The organism is Catonella morbi ATCC 51271, from assembly GCF_000160035.2.
Taxonomy (GTDB): Bacteria; Bacillota; Clostridia; order Lachnospirales; family Lachnospiraceae; genus Catonella; species Catonella morbi.
In genome coordinates this window covers 233,922-251,241 of record NZ_KI535370.1, presented here as the reverse complement: position 1 = coordinate 251,241, position 17,320 = coordinate 233,922, and the positions used below count along the sequence as shown (strand labels likewise).

At 38.4% G+C, this 17,320-nt stretch carries 14 protein-coding genes and 1 tRNA gene; 14 read left to right on the top strand and 1 reads right to left on the bottom strand.

The annotated features are described in order from the left end of the window. Positions 1 to 101: 101 nt before the first annotated feature. The 10 genes from tig (at position 102) to GCWU000282_RS13860 (ending at position 12,275) form a co-directional block, all read left to right on the top strand. Positions 102 to 1,460, top strand: coding sequence for a trigger factor (gene tig / locus GCWU000282_RS13900; protein WP_023355802.1), 1,359 nt, complete (start codon positions 102 to 104; stop codon positions 1,458 to 1,460). A gap of 15 nt (positions 1,461 to 1,475) precedes the next feature. Next, the gene (gene clpP, locus GCWU000282_RS13895; protein WP_023355801.1) at positions 1,476 to 2,060 is read left to right on the top strand and encodes an ATP-dependent Clp endopeptidase proteolytic subunit ClpP; all 585 of its coding nucleotides are present in this window, start codon (positions 1,476 to 1,478) and stop codon (positions 2,058 to 2,060) included. A gap of 18 nt (positions 2,061 to 2,078) precedes the next feature. Next, the gene (gene clpX, locus GCWU000282_RS13890; RefSeq protein WP_023355800.1) at positions 2,079 to 3,368 is read left to right on the top strand and encodes an ATP-dependent Clp protease ATP-binding subunit ClpX; all 1,290 of its coding nucleotides are present in this window, start codon (positions 2,079 to 2,081) and stop codon (positions 3,366 to 3,368) included. After that, on the top strand, positions 3,368 to 4,681 hold the full coding sequence (locus GCWU000282_RS13885) for a replication-associated recombination protein A (protein WP_023355799.1): 1,314 nt from the start codon (positions 3,368 to 3,370) through the stop codon (positions 4,679 to 4,681). Before clpX ends, GCWU000282_RS13885 begins: the two co-directional genes overlap by 1 nt. After that, the gene (locus tag GCWU000282_RS13880; protein WP_023355798.1) at positions 4,682 to 5,818 is read left to right on the top strand and encodes an aminotransferase class V-fold PLP-dependent enzyme; all 1,137 of its coding nucleotides are present in this window, start codon (positions 4,682 to 4,684) and stop codon (positions 5,816 to 5,818) included. It abuts the gene before it with no gap. 180 nt (positions 5,819 to 5,998) lie between these two features. Next, positions 5,999 to 6,595 carry a sulfurtransferase-like selenium metabolism protein YedF gene (gene yedF / locus GCWU000282_RS13875; protein WP_023355797.1) on the top strand — a complete coding sequence of 199 codons (597 nt, stop codon included), beginning with the start codon at positions 5,999 to 6,001 and terminating at the stop codon, positions 6,593 to 6,595. A 9-nt stretch (positions 6,596 to 6,604) separates the two neighbouring features. Then, positions 6,605 to 6,841 carry a DUF3343 domain-containing protein gene (locus GCWU000282_RS13870; protein WP_023355796.1) on the top strand — a complete coding sequence of 79 codons (237 nt, stop codon included), beginning with the start codon at positions 6,605 to 6,607 and terminating at the stop codon, positions 6,839 to 6,841. Between the two features lie 433 nt (positions 6,842 to 7,274). Continuing rightward, complete coding sequence (locus GCWU000282_RS13865; protein ID WP_023355795.1) at positions 7,275 to 10,766, top strand: hypothetical protein; 3,492 nt, start codon at positions 7,275 to 7,277, stop codon at positions 10,764 to 10,766. 156 nt (positions 10,767 to 10,922) lie between these two features. Further along, positions 10,923 to 11,019 (top strand) — tRNA-Sec (locus tag GCWU000282_RS16710). A 68-nt stretch (positions 11,020 to 11,087) separates the two neighbouring features. Further along, positions 11,088 to 12,275, top strand: a complete 1,188-nt coding sequence (locus tag GCWU000282_RS13860) for a glycosyltransferase family 4 protein (RefSeq protein WP_023355794.1) — start codon at positions 11,088 to 11,090, stop codon at positions 12,273 to 12,275. Between the two features lie 173 nt (positions 12,276 to 12,448). On the opposite strand, the gene GCWU000282_RS13855 is transcribed toward GCWU000282_RS13860, so the two are convergent. After that, on the bottom strand, positions 12,449 to 13,114 hold the full coding sequence (locus tag GCWU000282_RS13855; RefSeq protein ID WP_023355793.1) for a TetR/AcrR family transcriptional regulator: 666 nt from the start codon (positions 13,112 to 13,114) through the stop codon (positions 12,449 to 12,451). A 186-nt stretch (positions 13,115 to 13,300) separates the two neighbouring features. Between GCWU000282_RS13855 and GCWU000282_RS13850 the strand changes: the two genes are divergently transcribed. From GCWU000282_RS13850 to grdH, 4 genes are all read left to right on the top strand, one after another. Continuing rightward, entirely contained in the window at positions 13,301 to 13,903 is a 603-nt protein-coding gene (locus tag GCWU000282_RS13850; RefSeq protein ID WP_023355792.1) for a DUF3841 domain-containing protein, read from the top strand. Continuing rightward, a complete protein-coding gene (locus tag GCWU000282_RS13845; RefSeq protein WP_023355791.1) occupies positions 13,893 to 14,459 on the top strand; it encodes a DUF3841 domain-containing protein in 567 nt (188 codons plus the stop codon). The genes GCWU000282_RS13850 and GCWU000282_RS13845 overlap by 11 nt, the downstream gene beginning before the upstream one ends. Before the next feature lie 179 nt (positions 14,460 to 14,638). Continuing rightward, positions 14,639 to 15,964 (top strand): glycine/sarcosine/betaine reductase component B subunit, encoded by a 1,326-nt coding sequence (locus GCWU000282_RS13840; RefSeq protein ID WP_023355789.1) that lies wholly within the window; start codon positions 14,639 to 14,641, stop codon positions 15,962 to 15,964. 13 nt (positions 15,965 to 15,977) lie between these two features. Further along, complete coding sequence (gene grdH, locus GCWU000282_RS13835) at positions 15,978 to 17,285, top strand: betaine reductase selenoprotein B (protein WP_084295401.1); 1,308 nt, start codon at positions 15,978 to 15,980, stop codon at positions 17,283 to 17,285. The last annotated feature ends 35 nt before the right edge of the window (positions 17,286 to 17,320 follow it).

Sequence of the window (17,320 nt, the reverse complement as noted above, 5' to 3'; positions counted from 1 at the left end):
CTTTGTCCTATACGAGTATTGTAATTTCCAACCCCCTATGCTATAATGATAAACTGTCATAGCATATATTTAGCTATAATTTAAGGAGGAAATAATTAAAAATGAGCGTAAAGATCGAGAATTTAGAGCAGAAGAATATGGTAAAGCTTACCATTGAAAGAGAAGCGACAGAATTAGATGCAGCAATTAACAAAGTATATCATAAGCAGAAGAACAGAATTGCTGTTCCCGGATTCCGTAAAGGAAAAGCACCTCTTGCTATGATAGAGAAAATGTATGGTACAGAAGTATTTTTTGAAGATGCTGCAAATGAAATTATCGGAGCAGCTTACGAAGAGGCTGCTAAGGAAAGTGGTTTAGAGATAGTTTCACAGCCTGAAATCGAGGTAACACAGATTGAAAAGGGTAAGCCTTTCATCTTTACCGCAACAGTAGCAACTAAGCCGGAAGTTGAACTTGGCGAATACAAGGGTGTTTCTGTAGCTAAGGTTGATACCGCAGTTTCAGAAGAAGAGCTTAACAATGAAATAGATCAGGACAGAAATAAAAACGCAAGAACTATCAAAGTTGAAGATGGTGAGGCTGTAAACGGTGATGAGACTGTTATTGACTTTGACGGTTATGTAGACGGAGAGCAGTTTGACGGTGGGAAGAGCGAGAACTATCCTCTTACACTTGGTTCACATGCTTTCATAGAAGGATTTGAAGACCAGATAATCGGACACAAGGCCGGAGATGAGTTTGATGTAAATGTTACCTTCCCTGAGGAGTATCATGCAAAAGCACTTGCAGGAAAGCCGGCTGTTTTCAAGGTAGCTCTTAAAGAGATTAAGCGTAAGGAACTTCCTGAGCTTGATGATGATTTCGTGCAGGATGTCAGCGAATATGATACAGTAGCAGAGTATAAAAAGGCTATCAGTAAGAGAGTGGCAGAGCGTAAGGCTAATGCCGCTAAGAGCGCTAAGGAAGAAGCTGCTATTGACAAGGTAATTGAGGCTGCTAAGATGGATATTCCTGAGGCTATGGTAGAGGCACAGACACGCCAGATGGCACAGGATTTTGCAAACAGAATCCGTCAGCAGGGACTTAGCCCTGAGCAGTATTTCCAGTTTACGGGAATGACCCCTGATACATTTATGGAGAACCTCAGACCACAGGCTCTTAAGAGAATTCAGAGCAGACTTGTGCTTGAGGCTGTTGTTAAGGCTGAAAATATTGAAGCTACAGAAGAAGATTTCAATAAAGAGTTAGAAGAAATGTCCAAGACTTACAATATGGAGATAGACAAGCTTAAAGAGTCTATCGGTGAGGAAGAGAAGAAGAGCATGATGCTTGACCTTGCAGTATCTAAGGCGGTTGATTTTATCAGAGATGCGGCAGTAGAGACTGAGGAAGCAGAAGCTCCTAAGAAGGCTGCTAGAAAGCCAAGAAAGAAGAAAGAAGAGACTACTGAAGAATAATATTGGAGGGAAGATATGAGTTTAGTACCTTATGTCATTGAACAGACCAGTCGTGGAGAAAGATCTTATGATATTTACTCCAGACTTCTGGAGGACAGAATTATATTCCTCGGAGAAGAAGTGACGGATGTGTCAGCAAGCGTTATTATTGCTCAGTTGCTCTTCCTTGAAGCAGAGGATCCATCCAAAGATATACATCTTTATATAAACAGTCCGGGTGGTTCAGTAACTGCCGGAATGGCTATATATGATACGATGAATTATATCAAATGTGATGTTTCTACAATTTGTATGGGTCTTGCTGCCAGTATGGGAGCATTTCTTCTTGCTGGTGGCACAAAGGGTAAGAGACTTGCACTTCCTAACTCCGAGATTATGATTCACCAGCCTTCAGGCGGTGCAAGAGGACAGGCTTCTGATATTAAGATTGTTGCGGATAATATTATAAAAACCCGTAAAAGACTTAATGAGATGCTTGCAGCTAATACAGGAAGACCGTTAGAAGATATTGAAAGAGATACAGAGCGGGATAATTTTATGACAGCTGAGGAAGCCAAGGCTTACGGTCTCATTGATGAAATAGTTACCAAGAGAGCATAGAATAGAGGAATGATATAGATGGCAAAAAGTAACGAACAGGGCAAGTTAAAGTGTTCTTTTTGTGGTAAGCCACAGGATCAGGTTAGAAAGCTCATTGCAGGACATGGTGTATACATCTGTGATGAGTGTATAAACCTTTGTTCTGAGATTATCGAGGAAGAGTTTGAAATGGATGAAGAGGTAGAAGGATTCAACCTCTACAAACCGGAACAGATTAAAGACTTTCTCGATCAGTATGTTATAGGTCAGGATGATGCAAAGAAGGCTCTTGCTGTAGCAGTTTATAATCATTATAAAAGAGTTTCCATGGGTAAGAGCCTGGATGTTGAGCTTCAAAAGAGCAATATAGTCATGGTTGGGCCTACCGGTTCGGGTAAGACTTATCTTGCACAGACTTTGGCTAAGCTTCTGAATGTGCCTTTTGCGATTGCTGATGCAACAACTCTTACAGAAGCAGGTTATGTAGGCGAAGATGTGGAAAATGTGCTTCTAAAGCTTATACAGTCGGCAGAATATGACATAGACAGGGCAGAGCATGGTATAATTTACATTGATGAAATAGACAAGATTACAAGAAAATCTGAGAATACTTCCATTACCAGGGATGTATCGGGAGAGGGTGTTCAGCAGGCCTTACTTAAGATGCTTGAAGGAACAGTTGCTTCTGTACCGCCTCAGGGTGGAAGAAAACATCCGCATCAGGAATTCTTACAGATAGATACCAAGGATATCCTTTTTATCTGTGGAGGAGCTTTTGATGGTATAGAGAAGATAATTGAGTCAAGAATTGACAAGAAATCAATCGGTTTTGGCGGTGAGATTGAGGATAAATCCAAAAAAGATGTGTCCGAACTTCTTAAACAGCTTGAACCTCAGGATTTTGTAAAATTTGGTATGATACCTGAGTTCATAGGTCGTGTGCCTATACTCGTAACTCTTGATTTGCTTGATGAAAATGCTCTTATGCGTATAATTACCGAGCCTAAGAATGCTATGGTTAAGCAGTATAAGAAGCTTCTCGAATTTGACGGAGTTGAGCTTGAATTTGAAGATGAAGCAATCAGAGAAATAGCTAAACAGTCGGCAGCAAGGAAGACGGGTGCAAGAGGCTTAAGGTCTATAATGGAAAAGACCATGCTTGATACTATGTTTACCATTCCTTCTGAGGAAAAGGCTGTGAAATGTATAGTAACCGTGGCTGCCGTTAAAGGTGAGGAAAAGCCTCAGATTATCTATTCAGAGGATAAGCCGGCTAAAAAAAGTATCACAATTAAGAAAAAAACAACAAATAAAGGCGAAATTGCATAATGGAACAGATGTCTTTTTTTGACACAGGCCGTAATGTGACTCCTTTGGCTGACAGATTAAGGCCAGAGGAGTTTTCTGCATTTGCGGGTCAGGAACATTTGATAGGAGAAGGTAAGCTGCTCAGAAGGCTTATAGAAAATGATAATATAACTTCTATGATATTCTGGGGACCTCCGGGAGTTGGGAAAACTACTTTGGCAGGCATAATTGCGGCTAAAACACATTCGGAGTTTATTAATTTCAGCGCTGTCACAAGCGGTATTAAAGAAATTAAAGAGGTGATGGCTAAGGCTGGGGAAACCAGAAAGCTTGGGATGAGGACAGTCTTATTTGTAGACGAGATTCACCGTTTTAATAAGGCACAGCAGGATGCCTTCCTTCCTTTTGTTGAAAGAGGAAGTATTATCCTAATCGGGGCTACCACTGAGAATCCTTCCTTTGAAATAAATGCCGCTTTGCTTTCAAGATGCAAGGTGTTTGTGCTTAAACAGCTGACTACTGAGGATATTGCCAAACTTTTAACAAGGGCTTTGAAAGATAAAAAAGGCTTTGGTATGCTTAATGTAGAGATTGCTGATGAGCTGGTACATGCTATTGCGTTATTTTCAAACGGTGATGCGAGGACAGCACTTAACACACTTGAAATGGCTATTAACAATGGTGAATTTACCAAAGAAAAAACAATAGTCACAAAAGAAATAGTGGAACAATGCACCGGTAAGAAGGCTTTGCTTTACGATAAAAATGGGGAAGAGCATTATAATCTTATCTCAGCTTTACATAAATCAATGCGAAATTCAGACCCGGATGCGGCTATATACTGGCTGGTTAGAATGCTTGAAGCAGGAGAAGAGCCTCTTTATATAGCAAGAAGAGTTATAAGATTTGCAAGTGAAGATGTAGGGCTTGCAGATATTCAGGCATTACCTTTGGCTGTGGCGGCATATCAGGCCTGTCATTTTATAGGAATGCCTGAGTGTAGCGTAAATCTTATGGAGGCAGTAACTTATATGGCTTTAGCACCTAAGTCAAACGCTATGGAGGCCGGTTACTTTAAGGCAAGAGATGATGCTGCTAAGACGTTTTCTGAGCCGGTACCGCTTCATATAAGAAATGCCCCTACTTCACTGATGGCTGAACTTGATTATGGCAAGGGTTATCAGTATGCACATAATTATGAGGATAAGATAACAAAAATGAAATGTCTCCCTGAATCTCTTTCTGACAGGCATTATTATGAACCTTATGGAATGGGGGCAGAGAAGGAGTTTAAGGAAAGACTTGAGGAGATTAGAAAATACAGGGAGGGTTAAATGATTTATTTAGATAATGCGGCAACAACAAGGGTTAAACCTAAAGAAGTCGTGGAGGCAGTAGCAGAGGCACTTACAACGCTTGGAAATGCTGAAAGAGGCACACATTCAGCCTCACTGGGTGCATCCAGAACTGTATTTTCGACCAGAATGAAACTGGCTAAATTTTTTAATGCGGAAGGTCCGTCTAACATAGTTTTTACTATGAATGCTACAGAAAGCTTAAACATAGCAATTAAGGGAATACTTGAAAAAGGTGATGCGGTTATCACCACCTGTCTTGAACATAATTCGGTGCTTCGGCCTCTTTATCAGCTTAGAGATGAAGGTGTGGAACTTTCATTTGTATCTGCAGATAAGCTTGGCAGACCGAATTATGAGGAATTTGAAAACCTGATAAAACCAAATACTAAAGCCATTATTTCCACAGCAGGTTCCAATCTCACAGGGAATTTAGTTGATATCAAGCGGGTTGGTGAAATTGCAAAGAAGCATGGACTGATTTTTGTGGTAGATGCTTCTCAGACAGCAGGAGTATTTCCTATAGATGTAAAAGTACTTAATATAGATATTCTCTGCTTCACGGGACACAAGGGCTTACTTGGACCACAGGGTACAGGCGGAATGTATGTAAGAGAGGGAGTAGAGGTGAAGCCTTATCTTTCAGGCGGCACCGGAGTTCAGACCTACAATGAGCATCAGCCTGTGGAAATGCCTACAAGACTTGAAGCGGGAACACTTAATGGACATGGACTGGCGGGACTTGATGCGGCTATTGACTATATAAATGAATACGGTATGCAGACAATACATGACAAAGAAATGTCGCTTATGTGGAGATTTTATAATGGTGTAAAGGATATTGAGGGAGTTAAAATTTATGGTGATTTTGATATAAAAGACAGATGTCCTATAGTATCCATTAATCTTTCAGACTATGAATCGGGCGCAGTAAGTGATGAGCTTGCCAACCGCTTTGAAATAGCCACCAGACCGGGAGGACATTGTGCTCCTCTTATGCATAAGGCTCTCGGAACAGTAGATCAGGGAGCGGTCAGATTCAGCTTCTCACATTTTAATACTGAAGAAGAGGTTGATACAGCAATTAATGCGGTACGAACTCTTATTGAAGAATAATCTGTATATATAGAGTTAAACTATAAGACAGCATATTTATAAATATAGTCTATTAGACTAATCGGTATTAAAATGATAGACTTTAAGAGATAAATAACTCTTGATTCATATCATATAAATTTTGTTGGTCTCTATACAGAGATATATGGAGTTAAGGGTAAAAAATGTTTGGAGGTTATTATGGAAAAGAAATTGGATTGTAAAGGAATGGCTTGTCCGTTACCTGTAGTAACAACAAAGAAAGCTATGGAAGAGCTTACGGAAGATGGTATAGTTGAAGTTACAGTGGATAATGAGACAGCAGTACAAAATCTCTTGAAACTTGCGGCTAAAAGCAATTTCGCTGCTGCAAGTGAGAAGAAGTCAGATGAAGAATTTGTAGTACGTATTGAAGTGAAGGCGGGATGTGAAGCTGCCTGCGAAAAGGGAGAGAAGAAGGAAGGACCTACAACAGTTGTTATTTCAGGACCGACTATGGGTTGTGGTGATGATGAGCTTGGCAAGAATCTTATGAAGGCTTATATCTTTGCGTTAACCAATATAACTCCTACACCTGATAATATAATTTTCTACAATGGCGGAGCATATCTTACTACAGAAGGTTCAGCTTCATTAGAAGACCTTAAGAATCTTGAGAAAGCAGGCGTAAACATTATGACCTGCGGTACCTGTCTTAATTTCTATGGAATAGCTGAAAATCTTCAGGTAGGTCAGGTATCCAATATGTATGATATCGCTCAGACTATGGCTGATTCAGGTCTTGTAATCCGTCCTTAAGAGGTGTAAATGAGAGCAAAAGAACCTAAAATTGTTGTCACCTTTGTCAATACTACGGATGCAATGAAAATGGAAGCTGTATGTGAAGAAAGAAAAGTGCCCGGAAGAATGATTCCGGTTCCTAAGGTAATATCGGCAGGCTGTGGGCTTGCCTGGTGTTCAGCACCGGAAAATGAGGATGTAATCAGAGAAGTCCTCAAGTTTGCAGGGCTTAAGGAGCAGGCAATACATAATTGTCTGATATAATTGTCTGTCATTCAGACTTAAATCGGAAAAAGCATCAAGTTGCGGTTGTGACCCGTGGCACGGTGCTTTTTTGTATGGGAGAAAGTCATACAATATGAAATATCTTGAGAAAAAATATCATTATATAGAATTTTACTGCAAGTTGTCAGACCAAGAATATGTAAAACAGGCATTAATACTGAGTTTTTTTATAAAATAGATGATTTATATAAATTATAAGTCAATATTGACTTTAATCCTGCAAGTTAGTATTATATATACGCTGATAATGAAAATAATTTTTATTATCAAAGACAGCATAAAATAATTATCAGTCAGTATTTTTATATGAATAAACCGGTTAAAAATTTTGCCTGACACGATAAGTCTTAGGTTTATGAATAAATCTGTTTGGGAGTATGGCTGACTGGGGGTTAAGAAAAGGGGAGGTCTTATGAGAAAACTTAAGAGAAGTTTAGCAGTAGCGATGATTACGGCAATGTCTATAGGAATGTTACCGACAAAAGTGGGAACTATGCAGGCAGATGCGGCACAAACAAAGAAGGTAACGGTTAAAAAAACTGAAGTAACCGTAAGTTCGGGAAAAGAGCTGATAGGTGTACTTAAGAAGAACAATGTAAATAAGATAATCCTTAAGGCGAATGCAATAAAAAATCTTCGTGTGCCAAGAGGAAACTATAAGGATAAAACTCTTATTATAAGTTCAGCAGTAAAATCAAAGATATTTATTGCGAAGGAAGCAGTATTAAAGAAAATAGTCTATCGTGGAGCGGTTAAGAATGCAAGTCTTGTTATAGATGGCGCAGGAAATAAAATAGAACTTGCATCTGATACTGTTCTTTCCGTAAGCGGTAAGGCTCCGTCAGCAGAACTTATTTATAAGGCCGGTTCCGAGACGGCTAAGGTTACATCAAAAATAGAACTTGTAGTGAGCAATAAAACAAAGAAGGATATTAAGGCGGTTATCACGGGTAAGAAGGTAACAGTCAAGGCAGGCAAGACTTATCCTAATAAAAATTTAAATATAGAAGATGATGAAACAGCACAGGGTGATGCAAATATTAATGTAAACGATGATAAGACTCCTGAGGGAAGTGCGGTTACAGGAGATACAGGAAATAATACTACCGGAACAAATACAGGAGGAAGCTACTTCGGAGGCGGTTTTAGCGGGGGCGGAACCCCTGCGGATACAGGCAATAAGGCTGGGCAGATTAAGCTTGTAAATGAGACACGAACTAAGCTTGTTGATGCAACAAGCTTTCTCAGATATGTAGTTGTAAATTTTGAAAAAAATTATACAAGGGAGAACACCAAGGTATATGTAGACGGTATAGATATTACAGACGAACTCACTCCGGTTGATAAAGAAGGAACCATAGTTAAATGGGAAGTGTCTTCGCTTAATCCTGCAGAGGTAAAGATTGTAAGTAAGTCTGATGATAAGATAAGTCAGACCGTTAAACTGAAAAGAGATAAAAATGCAGGTAAGGTTGTTGCGCCTGTGCCTACAAAGGAAACTAAATCAGCGAAGTATATAATAGGCTATGGCAGGGTTGCGAGCTGGGATTATTATTTAAGTAACTATGATACTGAAGGTAAGATTCGCGTACGGCCAAAGTCAACTACTTTTGATCTTGACCTGAAAAATATAAAAAATCTTACGGAAAGACCTTATTTTACAGAGCCTGCTTTAGAAGGCGGAGATGTTAAGATTAAGTTTAATTATACCGATGATACAGATAAAAAATGGTTCGATGCTATTGCAACAGAAGGTGCACTTCAGCTTGTTCAGGATGATGAGAACCAGAAAGACCTCAATAAAAACCTTAAGTACAGTAAAGAATTTGAGACACATGACGGCAAGGATATAGCGGTTCTTGTTGTTTCAAGTAATCAGTCTAACTTCCAAAAAAGAGGCTACTACAGAGTCAGAATTAAGTCCGCTGTAAGCAATGTAGTTATGGTTCGTATAAAGGTTGAAAGCAAAGACATACCTGTATTTCTATTAAAGGAACCGGCAGTACAACCGGGGAAGGACCTTCATTTTGCGGTAAAAAATATAATAGTGGGTGTTGAAAGACCTATTGAAAAGGTGGAACTTATACTTCCTACGGGTGAACTAAAAACGCTCAGATATATGAGTGATTACTACCTCTTCAATGATCTCTTTGTGCTTTACAATGATGTTAACAGAGGAAAAGAATCAGACGGAACTAAAGGTGTAAATAATATTCCTTACAATGGAAATTATACCCTCAGAGTTCATTTTAATGGTTATAAAACAATAGACAAGGTATTTAATGTAACCGGTGGTGAAGATGTTGAGAATAAAGAAGACAAGGTGGCAGTAATTAACAGAGTTATGACAATGGGCAATAAGTCAGGTCTTCTTTCAGTGGATGGTATGAAGATTGATGCTATAGCAGGAGCTTCAAAAGTAACCACAAGTCCGGGAGGTGGTTCGGGTAACAGTTCTCATGCAGTATCAGCAAATATTATTTTTAATATAGACCTTGTTGCCAATGCTGAGATTTTTAAGCATCTTAAAATTGAAAATGCTTATGCAAAAGGCATAGTGGACAGATATGAAAAAGATATGACGGAATACGTTGCCGTTTATGATGAAGAGGGTAAGGTATTCTATGACTGGGTTTATTATAATGATGCCGTAAATACCGCAAGGACAAAAGATAAATACCTGACCTTTGCGGAGTATATAAAAACTCCTGATGTAAAGACTACTGTCAGATTGACCAGAGTTAAAGAAGTTCTTGAAGACAATCTTCTTGGGGAACTTGTGATGGATGACAGTTACCTTGGAAAATCAATAGAAGGTTTTACATATCCTGAAGGCAACACCGTAAAGGAAGATGGGGAACTTGTTGTGTATGCGGATAAGACTTATCTTTCAAAAATTATCGCTATGTATGCAGGAGATAATAAGAACTATCATAGTAATGGTGTAAAAAATCCTAAGTTTGCCGTAAGCGATGATGAATATAAGATAGATGAAGACAAACTTACAGTTAAAGGTTCAGCTTTCATTACCAACAAACGCTATCCTACATATGGAAAAGTCACTATAACCGTTTACGCAGATGGATATAGGGCTCAGAAAATAGAAGCGGAATTGTTAAAGGCAGATGCAAAATCGGAAGAACCAAAGAACCCTGAAGAACCAAAGAACCCGGAGAATCCTGAACAAGGAGGCAATGCGCCGGCAGGAGAGTTAAAGGGTCTTACAATACCTACAGACAGTAAAAAGTTCAGTGTAAGGGATATGGGAGACTACTTCTTTATAGGTTCAACATTCGGTGTGGGCAGCTTAGATGAAACCGAAGCCTGGATTAGCAGCGTTAGTGCAATTACAGTTGACGGTATAAAGTATAATAAAACAGATAAGTCTGCCGGTGTAGGAGAAAATGAGTTTGACATAAAACTCAAGAGTCTGATTGTAGACAAACCGGATAAAAAAGGAACGGAAATTCCTATGGTTATAGAGGCGGATGGATACAAGACTTATCTCTTTACCTTAGATAACAGTGACAGTACCTCAGTGAAGGTTACAAAAGGTGAAGAGGTAAAGAAACCTGAGAATCCCGCAGAGCCCGGAAATGATGAGGAAGTTGTAAAACTTGAAAAGGATAAAGGAACAGGGCATTGGAAACTTTATGTCAATCCTAAAGAAGAAGGTTTTATGACAACGGAAAAAATCATGAAAATTTATGTTGGTGAAGGGAATAAAACCAAGAGTTTAAGCCGTTATTCAGACTTTATAAAGAATAGTGATAATATTGAATTCCGTAATATAATTATGTTCGCTCAGGGAGATAACAAGGTTTCGTTTGCGCCTGAAGGATATAAGAATATTAACTGCATTATCAATAGAACGGGCAATATTTTAACATTAAAACGTCAGTAAGACAGTTTCTATTGATAAAAATGCCAAATATGTGGAGGTGAATCCGTACAGGAATACCGGTTTCTCTCCGCATATTTGGTTAAGCTATGTGTTAAAAAAGAATATTTTCATTTGACATACCATAGAAAATGCGATATAATATTCTCGTTGTTTTTTGGGGGCGGTTAGGTAACTGGTGTGCCTCCTGGTCTTCAAAACCAGTGTAGGGCGCGTTTGCGTCCCGGGTGAGTTCGATTCTCACACGCCTTCGCCAGAATATACCGGAGAATATCCGTTTTAGGGTGCTGTTTATTGCAGCATCCTTTTTTTATAGGAGATTTTATGAGAATATTAAATATAATTGCCCAAAAGCCTATGTCCACAGGAAGCGGTATTTATCTTACCGAGTTGGTAAGAGTAATAGCTGGGCAGGGACATACTCAGGGAGTAGTGGCAGGAGTATACAAAGAGGATGTTATAGATTTGCCGGAAGAGGCAAAATTTTATCCTGTATATTTTAATTCTGAGGAATTGCCGTTTAATATATTCGGAATGTCTGACGAAATGCCTTATGAAAGTACCCGTTATTGTGATATGACGGCTGAAATGGAAGAAAAATATAAAAAGGCATTTTTAAAAATCATTGATAAAGCCGTGGATGAAATAAAGCCTGATATTATCCTGTGCCATCATTTGTATTTGCTTACAAGCCTGGTAAGAGAGCGCTTTCCTGAAATGAAAGTCTATGGCTTTTGCCATAACACCGATATCAGGCAGATGGGAAAACATAATCTGGAGAGAGAGTTTATTATAGACAATGTAAGGAAACTTGATAGAATATTTGCACCTCAAAAGGCTCAGGCTGTTGAGTTGGACAAAATATACGGTATAGATGCCGATAATATAACTCTTGTCGGAATAGGTTATAATCAAAGTATTTTTAATGCAGATGGAAGAAAAAAAGATAAGGATGTAAAACGCCTGCTCTTTACAGGAAAAATAGCTGAAAAAAAGGGAGTAATGAGTTTGCTTAAAAGCCTGAATAAACTTGATTATCCCGAAAATGAACTGGAGCTTACCCTGGTTGGCGGGGCAGGTAATGAAAAAGAATTTTACTTAATAAAAGAACTTGCGGAAAAATGTAAATATAAAGTGAGTTTTACGGGAAGGCTTGCACCGAATGAAGTTGCGAAAAGATATAAGGACAGTGATGTATTTATTCTTCCTTCATTTTTTGATGCTATTCCTTTGGTTGTAATAGAGGCTCTTGCCTGTGGAATGAAAGTTGTTATGACAAATCTGTCGGGTGTGCCTGAATTCTTTGCCGGTAATGCACCGGAAGCAAATATCAGGTATGTGAAACTGCCTACTTTAAGAAATATGGATGAGCCGGTAAAAGAAGAGCTGCCGGCCTTTGAAGAAGAGTTGGCTGAAAAGATAAGAGAGAGTATAGAGGATGATTCAAAGGTTGATGTTACTTGCGTCAAGAGCCTTTCTTGGGAGAATATTCTGAAAAAAGTCTTAGAATGATATGAGTTTAAACAAAAGAAAAGCAGGTTCCCAGATGCCTGCTTTCTTTTTATTCACATATGATGGTATTGTGTGAACCAGAGATGATATTATAATACATTATGTATCGGTATTTGTAAAATTGTTTAAATTTATATTAATGACAAATTATAGAAAAATTACTATAAATAAAATTATTTTTCAATTACAAAACACAAGGTAGCCATAAATCTGCTGGTAAGCTCATTTACCTTCTCTATGGTATTTGATGACTTAAAAGTTAAAGCTTCTTCCAAAAGACTTTTGAAGGAAGCAATGATTAGATTATTCGCCAATACCAGATTATTTTTGTTCAATCTTATATTAGGGAGACCTACTAACGGCTCTAAGATATCATAACACCTTAAATTTAAGTTTTTGCCGACATACATTTTGTGTATACTTGCGGAATGCTTCTGTTCTTCATCAGGGAAGATTCTATAGTATTCTTCAAATATTGAGGTTAAATCATCACTATGTTTTCCAAAGAAAAAGTTGTTGTAAATTTCCGGAAATTTAAAAGCATTTAGGCAGAAAACCTTCCATATTTCCATAAAGTTCTCATATTCCGATAAATTTCTTTTACTTAATTCAGCCAGGGAATGGCTATACTCTTCAAAAACTTTAACAGAAGCAAGAGATATTAAATATTCCGAATCTTTAAAATATGAATATAAGGTCGAATTATGAAAACCGGCTTTATCGGCAATCCTTCTAATATGAATATTGTCAAAATCCTCATTTTCAATCATTTCCCTGGTTGCGAGAACAAAGGAACGAAATCTTTCGTTTCTTTGTTCAGGTGTAGCTTTATGTGCCATATTGTATATCCTCTTTCATCTATGATATGATAATCAGTAGTGTTATAATTATTTGTAAAAATAAATACTTCAATTCATGTAAAACGTTTCTTGACAACACTATATTATACCAAAATAGTATAAATTTCAAATGAAATCAGATAAAATACTGCATTTTATGAGGTGTAAAAAGTAAGGAGGAACAGTATGAATGCAATGCGGATTGTGGAAGATGAGTATATGACTTTATGGACAAGACAGGTCAGTGAAATAATGAAAGAAATAGAGGAGAATGGTATATACAAGGTAAAGGAAGAGTATATAAGAAAAAAGAATGATACTATATCGGATTATTATTTAAGCCTTTACAAGTGGTTTACGAGAGAAGCTAAAAAATATATAGAAATCAAAGATGAGTACCGATATCCAATATGGTTTAGTGTAGCTGATGAATTTAGGTTAAGACCGGTTGAGGGAACAGTTACCTTGAAATTAAAAATTCCCGGTAAAGATATATTGCTCTGTAATTATGATGCCTGGGGTTATGTTGTTAATTATTTTTATGTACCATTGGATGAAACTGATAAGTTAAGGCATAAGGAAGAATTAGCTAAATATGGTCTGACATCTGATGATGAATTATTTTTAACGGCGAAAGGCAACTTTTACCCTTTACTTAAAAGAAAGGTTGAAAAAAGCTGGGAAAGGATATTTACACTTAAACCTGATGATGAAAAAGCCTGCCTCGTGGCAGCTGCCTGGGAAATAAAGAAGGAGTGGATAGAGGAGGTGGAAAGCTATGAGGGATAATTCAGACAATGTAATAATGTGGACATCCAAAGAAGATATTGTAATTGAAACTTTAGAAAGAGATGGGGTAAGTTTTGTAAAAAAAGAATATATAGATAAAAAATATGGTGAAACAGCCTGGATATTTAAGACTGCTTATAGCTTTTTCTGTAAAGAAGCCGAAAAGAGAATTCCTAAGCCGGAGCAGGCAGAAAGTCCGATTTGGATATTTGCGGATGAAGAGGCGGTATTTAAGAGTACGGGAAACACTTTGTTGAAACTCTCAGTTCCGAAAGAAGAAATAATATTCTTTGACTTAAGGGATTGGAACAAGATATTAAACTTATGTTTCCTTGGAAGTGAGGAGGAAGAAAATGAGTTTAGAAATAAACTAAAATCTCAAGGCATAAAGGATAATTTGGATATAATTAATACACCGTTTTATCCGTTGCTTAAAAAAGAATTGATGGATAGTTGGAAGCAACTCTTTGATAGGTCGAATTTGTGCAAAAAGTATACTGAAGGGGCGGTATGGCAGCTAAAAAAAGAGTGGGTGAGAGAAAAATATATACTATAGATATAAAAGAGGCTGATTTTAGCCTCTTTATTTATTTATATTTTACAATAAATAATAATTCTATATTGACAAAATGGTATAAAGGTAGTATATTGGTGTTAGTAAATAAGCGCGCTTAATAAAGTAATTTATTGTAAAAAATTGCAAGACTCAATTACTATGAAAGGAGGATATAATTCGTGAAACTAGAGATTGGAAATTTTCAGGTAAAAGATATTCAGTTTGGTAGCGAATTGTCCTACAAAGATGGAATACTTACCATCAACAAAGAAGAAGCACTTAAAATGGTTCGTGAAGACGAAAGGATTACAGAAGCAGAGCTTTATATTGCAAAGCCGGGCGATAAGATTCGCCTTTGTCCTGTAAAAGAGGCTATTGAGCCTCGTGTACGCCTTGACGGAAAGGGGCTTTTCCCGGGATATACAAGTCCTTTAAGACAGTCAGGTGAAGGTGTTCTTCATGCACTTAAAAATTGTAGTGTACTTGTAGTTGGCAGGCACTGGGGCGGATTCCAGGACGGACTTATTGATATGAGCGGTCCGGGTCAGAAACTCACATACTTTGGCGGTCTTAATAATATAGTTTTGGTTGCTGATACAAATGAAGAATTTGAGAAACGTGAGCAACAGAAGAAAAATGATGCATTAAGACGCGCAGGTCATAAGCTTGCAGAATTTATCGGTCAGTGCGTAAAGGACTTAACTCCTGAAAGTAAAGATGTATATGAGACAACTCCTATTACAAAGCGTAGTGTAGAGATAAATAAACTTCCTTCTGTTGTAGCTGTACTTCAGCCACAGTCACAGATGGAGGCGCTTGGATACAATGACCTCATTTACGGATGGGACATGAATAAATATCTTCCTACTCTTATGAGTCCACAGGAAGTGCTGGACGGAGCTTTGATTTCCGGTTCGTTCATGCCTTGCTCCTCAAAATGGTCAACCTATGATTTCCAGAACTTCCCTATTCTTAGAAGACTTATGGAAGAGGATGGAAAGGATTATAATTTCTTGGGTGTAATCATGTCTAACCTTAACGTAGCAATGGATCAGAAAGAAAGAGTTATTCAAATGCTTGTTCAGCAGGCGACTGAGCTCGGAGCTGATTTTGCGCTTGTTACTGAAGAGGGATACGGCAACCCTGATGCAGACTATGTAGGTGCTATTGCTGCTCTTGAAACGGCAGGTATCAAGGTAGTCGGGGTTGCTAATGAGTGTACCGGTCGTGATGGTGGTTCACAGCCTCTTGTTACGCTTGATGAGAAGATTGTGGCTATGGTTTCCACAGGTAACGTATCGGAACTTATTGAACTTCCTCCAATGGAAACAGTACTTGGAGAGCTTGAAGCACTTGGCAGAGACGGTAACTCAGGCGGTTGGGAAGGTGATGAGATACTGGGACCTTCAGTAAGACCTGACGGCTCAATCATTATGGAAGACAATGGTCTTTTCTGCGGAGATATGATAGTGGGATGGTCAACCAAGACTTTGAAAGATTTTTAAGGAGGAAACTTAAATGAAAAAGGCGATTGTATATATCAATCAGTTCTTCGGTCAGTTAGGTGGAGAGGACACGGCGGATGTGGCTCCTGAGATTCGAGAAGGGCAGATTGGTCCTGCAATGGAATTTGATAAAGAACTGGAAGATTGCGAAGTAACCCATACAATTATCTGTGGTGATAATTACATTGGTTCCAACACGGAAGATGCTGTAAATCGTATCTTAGATATGTTAAAGGATCTTAAGTTTGATCTGTTTATAGCAGGTCCTGCTTTTCAGGCAGGTCGTTACGGAGTAGCCTGCGGAACTGTATGCAAGGCTGTTAAGGATAAATATAATGTACCTGTAATTACTTCTATGAATGTTGAAAACCCGGGTGTTGAAATGTTCAGAAAAGAAATGATAATTATGAAGGGCGGAAATATTGCTTCAAAGATGAGAGAGGATATAAAGGCTCTTGTAGCTGTTGCCAATAAAATGCTTAAGGGGGAACCGGTTGGGCCTGCAGATGAGGAAGGATACTTCCCTACAGGACATCGTCATCAGGTATTCCTTGAGAGTGGTGAGACAGCGGCAGACAGATTTATGAAGATGCTTCGTGCAAGAATTCATAATGAACCTTATGTATCGGAGCTTATTATTCCTAAGCTTGACAGAGTGCCTATAGCTCCTCCTGTTAAGGATCTTAAGACAATTAAGATTGCACTTCTTAATACGGGAGGTATTGTTCCTGTAGATAACCCTGACCGTATCCAGTCAGCTTCCGCAACCAGATGGGGCAGATATGACATATCGAATATGGACAGGCTTGAAGGTGGAGTATTTAAGACAGTACACGCAGGCTTTGATCCGGCAGCGGCTGACGCAGATCCTAATGTAATTATGCCGGTAGATGCTATGAAGGTTTTACTTAAGGAAGGTGTATACGGAAGTCTTCACAATTATTTCTATACTACAGTAGGTACGGGAACAACTGAAAAAGAAGCTTCCAGAATGGCAAAGGAGATAATACCGTTATTGCAGGAGGATCATGTTGATGCCTGCATAATGGTTAGCACGTGAGGCACCTGTACACGTTGCGCTGCAACGATGGTTAAAGAAATTGAACGTACAGGCATGCCTATAGTACATATGTGTAACCTTATTCCGGTATCAAAGACAGTCGGAGCGAACAGAATTGTACCTACAATTTCTATTCCTTATCCTCTGGGTGATCCTGCTACTTCTAAAGAAGATCAGTGGAAGCTTCGTTACCATAGAGTAAAGGTTGCTGTTGAAGCACTTGCTAAAGCAATAGATGAACAGACAGTTTTTGATGTATAAGATATAGTTTTTGACCACCCCTTACCCATATGGGA